1 protein-coding gene is annotated in these 383 nt (G+C 44.1%); it reads right to left on the minus strand.

Annotation, left to right across the window (positions count from 1 at the left end):
• The coding region (locus tag K8Z87_RS13890) for a hypothetical protein (protein WP_227478172.1) at positions 1-383 on the minus strand (383 nt) is incomplete at both ends.

A 383-nucleotide genomic window follows, 5' to 3' on the forward strand; every position in this document is an offset into this window, starting at 1 on the left:
GGTGTTGCAGGAGTTCCTGAACATTCACCAACAGTTACATCACTAAGGGTAGGTATAGCAGGATCCGTAGTATCATTAACAATGACATTCTGATCCGCCGTTACACTATTCCCATTATCATCCTCAAATGTCCATGTTACCACGGTAGTTCCTTGAGCCGTTATAGGGAATGTGACATTAGAAGTACCGTTAATAGTTCCGGCACAGTTATCCGTAGTTGTCGGTGTTGCAGGAGTTCCAGAGCATTCACCAACAGTTACATCACTAAGGGTAGGTATAGCAGGATCCGTCGTATCATTAACGATCACATTTTGATCCGCAGTAACGCTATTGCCATTATCATCCTCAAAGGTCCATGTTACCACGGTAGTTCCTTGAGCAGT

This window comes from Winogradskyella immobilis (assembly GCF_021887715.1).
In the GTDB taxonomy this organism is placed as follows: domain Bacteria; phylum Bacteroidota; class Bacteroidia; order Flavobacteriales; family Flavobacteriaceae; genus Winogradskyella; species Winogradskyella immobilis.